This window comes from Sphingopyxis sp. (genome assembly GCF_016463645.1).
GTDB lineage: Bacteria > Pseudomonadota > Alphaproteobacteria > Sphingomonadales > Sphingomonadaceae > Sphingopyxis.
In genome coordinates this window covers 1-8216 of the sequence record NZ_JAEMQX010000146.1, presented here as the reverse complement: position 1 = coordinate 8216, position 8216 = coordinate 1, and the positions used below count along the sequence as shown (strand labels likewise).

7 protein-coding genes, 1 pseudogene and 2 riboswitches are annotated in these 8216 nt (G+C 68.1%); all 8 genes and pseudogenes read left to right on the top strand.

What is annotated here, in order from left to right; all coding sequences use genetic code 11:
- Positions 1-877 (top strand): annotated as a pseudogene (locus JHC57_RS19425) (cell division protein FtsZ); the annotation flags it as partial.
- Between the two features lie 59 nt (positions 878-936).
- Complete coding sequence (locus JHC57_RS19420) at positions 937-2721, top strand: SPOR domain-containing protein (protein WP_294032196.1); 1785 nt, start codon at positions 937-939, stop codon at positions 2719-2721.
- Positions 2718-3890, top strand: coding sequence for a deoxyguanosinetriphosphate triphosphohydrolase (locus tag JHC57_RS19415; protein WP_294032194.1), 1173 nt, complete (start codon positions 2718-2720; stop codon positions 3888-3890). The genes JHC57_RS19420 and JHC57_RS19415 overlap by 4 nt, the downstream gene beginning before the upstream one ends.
- Positions 3883-4530: an NAD-dependent epimerase/dehydratase family protein gene (locus tag JHC57_RS19410; protein ID WP_294032192.1), complete on the top strand. Its 648-nt coding sequence runs from the start codon at positions 3883-3885 to the stop codon at positions 4528-4530. Before JHC57_RS19415 ends, JHC57_RS19410 begins: the two co-directional genes overlap by 8 nt.
- Before the next feature lie 58 nt (positions 4531-4588).
- Positions 4589-4679: riboswitch (glycine riboswitch) on the top strand.
- Positions 4680-4788: riboswitch (glycine riboswitch) on the top strand.
- Between the two features lie 58 nt (positions 4789-4846).
- The gene (gene gcvT, locus JHC57_RS19405) at positions 4847-5995 is read left to right on the top strand and encodes a glycine cleavage system aminomethyltransferase GcvT (RefSeq protein WP_294032191.1); all 1149 of its coding nucleotides are present in this window, start codon (positions 4847-4849) and stop codon (positions 5993-5995) included.
- Positions 5996-5998: 3 nt separating this feature from the next.
- Complete coding sequence (gene gcvH / locus JHC57_RS19400; RefSeq protein WP_294032189.1) at positions 5999-6370, top strand: glycine cleavage system protein GcvH; 372 nt, start codon at positions 5999-6001, stop codon at positions 6368-6370.
- Positions 6371-6424: 54 nt separating this feature from the next.
- Positions 6425-7240: a hypothetical protein gene (locus tag JHC57_RS19395; RefSeq protein ID WP_294032187.1), complete on the top strand. Its 816-nt coding sequence runs from the start codon at positions 6425-6427 to the stop codon at positions 7238-7240.
- A 3-nt stretch (positions 7241-7243) separates the two neighbouring features.
- Positions 7244-8216 (top strand): aminomethyl-transferring glycine dehydrogenase subunit GcvPA (gene gcvPA, locus JHC57_RS19390; protein WP_294032185.1); only part of this gene is annotated, 973 nt, incomplete at its 3' end.

Sequence of the window (8216 nt, the reverse complement as noted above, 5' to 3'; positions counted from 1 at the left end):
GCAGCAGGGCGTGCGCGGCATCACCGACCTGATGGTCATGCCCGGCCTCATCAACCTCGACTTCGCCGACGTGCGCAGCGTGATGCGCGAGATGGGCAAGGCGATGATGGGCACCGGCGAAGCCGAAGGCGACGGCCGCGCGCTCGAAGCCGCCCAGAAAGCCATCGCCAACCCGCTGCTCGACGGCGTGTCGATGGCGGGCGCCAAGGGTGTCATCATCTCGATCACCGGCGGCGAGGACATGCGCCTGATGGAGGTCGACGAGGCCGCGAACCATATCCGCGAACTGGTCGATCCCGACGCCAACATCATCTGGGGCAGCGCGTTCAACGACAACCTCGACGGCAAGATCCGCGTCTCGGTCGTCGCGACCGGCATCGACGGAACGGGCGAAGCCGCACAGGCCGCGCCCGCGACGCGCAGCTTCTCCTTTGCCCCGGCCCGCGCCGCGGCACCCGCGCCGGTGGCCGAAGAGGTCGTCGAGCCGGCGGTGCAGGAAGAGCCCGTCGTCGAAGCGCCGCTCGCGCAGGACAATGACCCGGCGCCCGGCTTCTCGCTCGGCGATGCGACCGAATCCGAGGCTTCGGTCCCGGCGGCCGAGGAAGAACCGATGGAATTGTCGCAGGTCGCCGCGACCTATGACGATACCGCCGACGAACTCGTGCTCGACGCGCCCGAAGCGCCCGCCGAATATCGCCCGGCACCCGCTGCGGCGGAGGCCCCGGCCGAAGCGCCGGCGCGTTCGATCGGCGGCGGCACCCTGTTCGAACGCATGTCGCGTCTCTCGCGCGGGGCTTCGGCGCCCGACGCCGAGGAAAGCGGCAAGGACGACGGGGTCGATATCCCGCGCTTCCTCGGACGCCAGAACAACCAGTAACGGGGAACGAGCGGCCGCCCGCCGGGCACGGCAGGCCGGAAATTCGGGATGATGTGCCCATGCGGCAGGTGAAATCGACGGCGAAGCCGACGCGCGCCCGGCATTATGTCGGCGCGCTCGGTGCGCTGTTGCTCGGAACGGCGGTCCTGCCGTCCGCTCACGCCCAGGTGACGCCGCCCGATGCCGCGACGAAAGCGGCGATGGAAAAGCGGACCGCCGCGCGCGCGCTCCTGTCATCGGCCCTTGCGCGTATCGGCTCGAACAACAACGACACCTCTGCACTGCTCGATGCCGGCCGCGCGTCGATCGAGCTCGAGGATTATCGTGCCGCGCTCGGTTTCCTCGTCCGCGCCGAACAGGCGAGCCCCCGCGACGGTACGGTCAAGGCGGCACTCGGTTCGGCGATGGTCCATTCGGAAAACCCGACGCGCGCGCTCGACTATTTCGGCGAGGCGCAACTGCTCGGCGCTCCCGAACGCCTGTTCCTCGCCGATCGCGGGCTCGCGCGCGACCTCCTGGGTCAGCAGGATGCGGCGCAGCGCGACTATCAGCTCGCGCTGTCGATCGCCCCGAACGATGAATTGACGCGGCGCTATGCGCTGTCGCTCGGGATCAGCGGCGAGGCGGACCGTGCGATCCAGTTGCTGACGCCGCAGCTTCGCGCACAGGATCGCGGCGCCTGGCGTTTGCGCGCGATGATCCTCGCGATGAACGGCCGCGACAAGGAAGCGACCGAGATCGTCAATGCGACGATGCCGCCCGCGATGGCGCAGAATATCACGCCCTATCTGGTCCAGCTGGATCGGCTCAACCCGGCGCAGCAGGCCGCGGCCGCGCATTTCGGCCGCTTCCCGAACGGTCAGCTCGGCCCGAAACGCAGGCCGGTGCAGGTCGCCGCCGCGACGCCGCCGCCCGCCGCGCCCCCGGCCGCGACGACGGCCAGGCGCCCCGCCGCGGTCGACCGGCGGCGCACGATGGCATCGGCGACACCCGCGCCTTCGCCCGCGCCGGCCCCCGCGAATGTGGTGCGCAAACCCGATCCGGCGCCCGCCGCGCGGCCGGCCGCAGTTGCCGCCCCGCCATCGGCCGCCCCGGCTCCTGCTCCGGCACCGACGCCCGTGCCCGCACCGTCTTCCGTCATGTCGTCGGCCTCCACACCCGCTGCGGCACGCGCGCCGGTCGGCGCCGCGGTCGATGCCGGCAAGGGACCCGTCGGCCCCGGTTTCTCGATCGCCGATATGGGCCGCTCGGCCCCGACCACCAACGCGGCCGCATCGGCGATGCCCGACACGCCCGCCGCCATGGCGTCCCCGGCTGCCGCGCCCGCTCCGGCGCCGGCCGCCGCTGCACCGCTGGCCTCGCTCGCCGATATCGTCGGGTCGATCGAGATTCCGGCTGCGGAACTGGCGCAGTCGGGCAATGCCGTCGGCGCCGACACGCTCGCCCGGCTGATGGACGACAAGCGCAAGGCCGAGGCGGCCGAGGCGGCGAAGCGCGAGAAGGACGCCGCCGCAGCCAAAGCCAAGGCCGAAGCCGACGCCAGGGCGAAGGAAGAGGCGGCCGAGAAAAAGGCGAATCCCGCGCGTATCTGGGTGCAGGTCGCGACCGGCGCGAATGCGAAGGCGCTCGCGACCGATTTCGGCAAGTTCGCGAAGAAAAGTCCCGCGGTGTTCAAGGGCAAATCCGGCGCAATCGCTGAATGGGGCAAGACCCGCCGCCTGCTCGTCGGTCCGTTCAAGGACCGCAAGGCGGCGCAGGATTGGCTGGCGGACCACAAGAAGGCGGGTGGCGACGGCTTCCTCTTCAACAGCGAGGCGGGCCAGTCCGTCGATCCGATCAAGTGAGCGTTGCGTCGTGCGCCAGCGATCCCGCGCGCAGCCGCGGGCGGCGCCATGTTGAATCGGGCCGCGTCGTGCGGGGGCCGCGCGACGATTTCCAGCGCGACCGCGACCGCATCATCCACTCGATCGCCTTTCGCCGCCTTCGCCACAAGACGCAGGTCTTCGTCGCGCCCGACGGCGATCATTATCGCGTCCGCCTGACCCACAGCATCGAGGTCGCGCAGATCGGCCGGGGGATCGCGCGCGCGCTCGGGCTGAACGAGGATCTGACCGAGGCGCTGTGCCTCGCGCACGATATCGGCCATCCGCCCTTCGGCCATGCGGGCGAGGATGCGCTGAAGGCGGCGATGGCCGATCATGGGGGCTTCGATCACAACGGCCATACGCTCCGCACGCTCGCGCGGCTCGAATGTCCCTATCCGCGCTTCGACGGGATCAACCTGACGTGGGAAACGCTCGAGGGGCTCGCGAAGCATAACGGCCCGGTGACCAACCCCGGCTGGGCGCTTGCCGGGATCGACGCCGATTTCGGTCTCGACCTTCCGAGCCACGCCAGCCTCGAGGCGCAGATTGCGGCGATCGCCGACGACATCGCCTATGACAATCACGATATCGACGACGGGCTCCGCGCCGGGTTGCTCGACCTCGACCAGTTGATGGAGCAGCCGTTCGTCGCCGCCAATTATCGCGCCGTCGAGGGCCGCTTTCCCGGCGCGCCGCGCGACCGCCTGCTGCGCGAACTCGTCCGCGACCAGATCGGCGTGATGGTCAACGACGTGATCGCGGCGACCGCGGCGAATGTCGCCGACGCCGGGGTCGCAAGCGTCGGGGAGGTCCGCGCGGCGGGCCGGACGCTCGGCGGTTTCTCGCCCGAACTCGCCGCGCAGGAGCGCGAGCTCAAGCGCTTCATGTACGCGAACCTCTATCATCACCCCGAACAGCTCGCCGCCGCCGAGGCCGCGAACAAGGTCGTCGGCGATCTCTTCGCCGCCTATGCCGCCGACCCGCGTCTGATGGGCGGCGACTGGCCGGCGCGGCTGCCCGGCGAAGAATGCGCGACAAACCGGCATATCGGTGATGATATCGCGGGCATGACCGACCGTTTCGCCATCGACCGCTACGCCGAAATCTTCGGCCGCGATGCGGTGCCCCCGGCGCTCGCGCATGCCTGACGCGCTGATCGTCGGCGCGACCGGCATGGTCGGGCGCGCGGTGATCCGGCATTTCGGCGCGACGCCCGTCACCGTTCTCGCCCGTCGCAAGATTGACGGGCTGGCTTCGCACCACAGGGCGATTGTCGCGCCGTCGGAAGGCTGGGCCGACATCATCGCCGCCGAAGGGCCCGCCGTCCTCATCTGCTGTCTCGGCACGACGATCCGCCAGGCGGGTTCGCAAGACGCCTTTCGCGCGGTCGACCACGACCTTGTCCTCGCCGCCGCGCGCGGCGCGCGCGCGGGCGGCGCGCGGCAGATGATCGCGGTGAGCTCGGTCGGCGCCGCGGCGAGGAGCGGCAATTTCTACCTCCGCACCAAGGGCGAGACCGAAGACGATCTCGCCGCGCTCGGCTTCGGGCGCCTCGACCTGCTTCGCCCGGGTCTGCTCAAGGGCGACCGGCCGGGGCCGCAGCGCCTCGGCGAGGGGCTGGCGACGATCGCCGCGCCGCTGACCGATGCGCTGCTCCACGGCAGTTTCCGCCGCTACCGCTCGATTTCGGGCGACCGTGTCGCCGCCGCGATCGTCGCGCTGGCCGGCCGGGCGGGTTCGGGCGTGCATATCCACGAAAACGACGCGATCCGCGCGCTCGCCGATTGACTCCTTGAAGGGGCAGCGCCAAGGCTCGCAGCGTCTGTCGGGCCTCGCAAGAGATTCGACCGGCCGCGCGGGAGAGCGCGGGGGTGACCCCGCCACCGAAGGAGCAACCGCCCCGGAAACTCTCAGGTCAAGCGGACCGCGCGGGCCGGAACGGACACTCTGGAAAGCGTTCCGGCTGTTTCTGCCGGAACCACCGAAGGGGTAACTCCATGAAATCATGGAGGAAAACTCTCAGGTTCCCGTGACAGAGGGGGCATGGCAACAGGGCGGCACCGTGCCGCACCTTGCCGTGTCAACGACGACGGGAGTGTGCGATATGCGCGAAGATGATGAAAATCCGATCGAAACGGCCACCCTGCCGCTCGACGCCTGGCACCGCGCGAAAGGCGGCCGCATGGTCGAATTCGCCGGCTACTGGATGCCGATCCAGTATGAAGGCATCATGGCCGAACACCTCTGGACGCGCGAAAACGCCGGCCTGTTCGACGTCAGCCATATGGGGCAACTGGTCCTGTCCGGAGACAATATCGCCGAGGCGCTCGAAACGCTCGTTCCCGGCGATATTTCCGCGCTCAAGCCCGGTCGGATGCGCTATTCGCTGCTGCTCGACGAGGACGGCGGCATCCTCGACGATCTTATGATCACCAACAGCGGCCACAGCTTCTATCTCGTCGTCAATGGCGCAGTGAAATGGGACGATATTGCCCATTTGCGGGATAATCTGCCCGACGAGATCACGCTCAATCACATGGACGATCATGGCTTGCTCGCACTGCAGGGGCCAAAGGCGGTCGATGCACTGGCACGAATGGGCCTGACGCCGTTGCAGCCCGGCTGGCCGACGGTCGGCGAACTCGTCTTCATGCAGGCGAGTCCCTATGACTGGAACGGTGTGCCGGTCGCCCTCAGCCGCTCGGGCTACACCGGCGAGGACGGCTTCGAAATCTCGCTTCCGAACGAGGCGCTGGCCGCATTCGCCGACACGCTCTGCGCGATGGCGGAGGTCAAGCCGATCGGGCTCGGGGCACGCGACTCGCTGCGGCTCGAAGCTGGCCTGCCGCTCTACGGCCACGACATGACCCCCGAAATCGACCCCGCCGAAGCCGACCTCGGCTTCGCGGTCAGCAAGCGCCGCCGCGAGGAGGAAAATTTCCCCGGCGCCGCACGAATTCTCGGCCATCTCGAGGACGGCCCGCCGCGCAAACGCGTCGGCTTGCTTGTCGACGGCAAGCTGCCGGTGCGTGAAGGTGCGAAGCTGTTCGACGGCGAGGACGAAATTGGCGTCGTGACGTCAGGCGGTTTCGCGCCCAGCGTCGGTGCGCCGGTCGCGATGGGCTACGTCCCGCGCGACCACGCGATCCCGGGCACCGCGATCGCCGCCGAAGTGCGCGGCAAGCTGGTCCATTGCACCGTCACCACCATGCCATTCATTCCGCACCGCTATGTGCGCAAACAGGGAGCTTGACCGATGCCGCGTTATTTTACCGAAGAGCATGAGTGGATCGACGTCGACGGCGACGTCGCGACGGTCGGCATCACCGACTTCGCGCAGGGCCAGCTCGGCGACATCGTATTCGTCGAGGTTCCCGACACCGGCGCCGAACTCAGCAAGGGCGGCGATGCCGCGGTGGTCGAATCGGTGAAGGCGGCAAGCGACGTCTATGCCCCCGTCGACGGCACCGTGACCGAAGGCAATGGTCAGCTCGAGGAAGATCCCGCGCTCGTCAACTCGGACGCCGAAGGCGAAGGCTGGTTCTTCCGCATGACGCTCGCCGACAAGAGCCAGCTCGACGGCCTGATGGACGCTACCGCGTACAAGGCTTTCTGCGACGCCCTGTAAACCGGCCCCGCAACCGATCGCTCCTCCCGCGGTCGCGGGAGGGGAGGGGACAAGATGACCGACGCCGCGCTAGCCAATTGTCGCCTGATGGTGGCGACACCGATCTATGAGGGCGCGCAGGGCACCTATGTCCGCGCGGCGCTCGACCTCGCGCTCCGTGCGCAGGCGATCGGTTTGCCGGTGCGCTTCGAATTCATCCTCTACCAGCCGTCGATCACGCGCGCCCGCAACATATTGACCGCGATGTTCCTCGCCAGCGACTGCACGCATCTGCTGTTCGTTGACGCGGATATCGACTTTTCGCCCGACGATGTCTTCTCGCTGATCCGCGTCATGGAGGAGCATCCGCAGTGCGGTGTCCTTGGCGGCGCCTATCCGCGGCGGATGATCAACTGGCGCAATGTCGCGCGTGCGGTCGAGATGGGGCTGGCAAGGGATAATCCCGCCGACCTCGAGCGCTTCTCGGGGGATTTTGCGCTGCATTTCCTGAACGCAGACCAGAGTTTCAGGATGGCCGACCTTGTCGAGCTGTCGCGGCTCGGCACCGCGATGATGCTGATCCGCCGCGACGTACTCGAAGGAATGCGCGCGGCGACGCCCGGGCTCGTCTTTCGTCCCGACCCGGCCGAGCGGCAGGCGCACGGCGTCGGCGATCTCGAACCCGCCTTTTTCTGTCCGCTGGTCGACCCCGAAACGCAGGCCTTGCTGTCGGACGATTATGCCTTTTGCCAGCGCGTCCGCGATGCGGGTTTCCGGATCTGGCTCGCGCCGTGGATCCGTACGACGCACGCCGGCCCGACGGTCTTCGTCGGCAACCTTGCCGACACCGCCCAGCTTTTTTCCGCAAAACCAGAATCTTCTCCGGAGTAATTCATGCGTTACCTCCCTCTTACATCCGACGATCGCGCCGCGATGCTCGCGACCATCGGCGCATCGTCGATCGATGATCTGTTCGTTGACGTTCCTGCCGAGGCCCGGCTCGACGGTCCGATCGCCGGTCTGCCGAACCAGGCGAGCGAGCTCGCGGTCGAACGCCATATGGCGGCGCTGTCGCGCCGGAACCGTGCCGCGGGTGACGGTCCCTTCTTCCTCGGCGCCGGCGCCTATCGCCATCATGTGCCCGCCAGCGTCGATCATCTGATCCAGCGCGGCGAGTTCCTGACGGCCTACACGCCGTACCAGCCTGAAATCGCGCAGGGCACGCTCCAGATGCTGTTCGAATTCCAGAGTCAGGTCGCGCGGTTGCTCGGCACCGATGTCGCCAATGCGTCGATGTACGATGGCTCGACAGCGTGCTGGGAAGCGATCGTGATGGCGCGGCGCATCACCAAGCGCGCGAAGGCGCTGCTCTCGACCGGCCTTCATCCGCATTATCGCAGCGTTGCGCGCACCATGGCCAAATATACCGGCGATGTGCTGGTCGATGGCGATCCGAGCCTCGAAGCGGGTACCGACTGGGCAGCGCTCGCGGCCGGCATCGACAAGGACACCAGCTGTGTTGTCGTCCAATATCCTGACATCCTCGGCCGCATCGACGATATGACGAAGCTTGCCGAGGCCTGCCAGGCCGCGGGCGCGCTGCTCATCGCCGTCGTCACCGAACCCGTTGCGCTCGGCCTGATCAAATCGCCCGGCGAAATGGGTGCCGACATCGTCGTCGGCGAGGGGCAGTCGCTCGGGGTCGGGCTTCAGTTCGGGGGTCCATATGTCGGGCTCTTTGCGTGCAAGACCAAATATGTCCGCCAGATGCCGGGCCGCCTGTGTGGCGAAACCGTCGACGCGAACGGCAAACGCGGCTTCGTGCTGACGCTGTCGACGCGCGAGCAGCATATCCGCCGCGAGAAGG

Coding starts and splice junctions, on each gene's coding strand:
- JHC57_RS19420 (WP_294032196.1), top strand. CDS start 937: ATGCGGCAGGTGAAATCGACGGCGAAGCCGACGCGCGCCCGGCATTAT.
- JHC57_RS19410 (WP_294032192.1), top strand. CDS start 3,883: ATGCCTGACGCGCTGATCGTCGGCGCGACCGGCATGGTCGGGCGCGCG.
- gcvT (WP_294032191.1), top strand. CDS start 4,847: ATGCGCGAAGATGATGAAAATCCGATCGAAACGGCCACCCTGCCGCTC.
- gcvH (WP_294032189.1), top strand. CDS start 5,999: ATGCCGCGTTATTTTACCGAAGAGCATGAGTGGATCGACGTCGACGGC.
- JHC57_RS19395 (WP_294032187.1), top strand. CDS start 6,425: ATGACCGACGCCGCGCTAGCCAATTGTCGCCTGATGGTGGCGACACCG.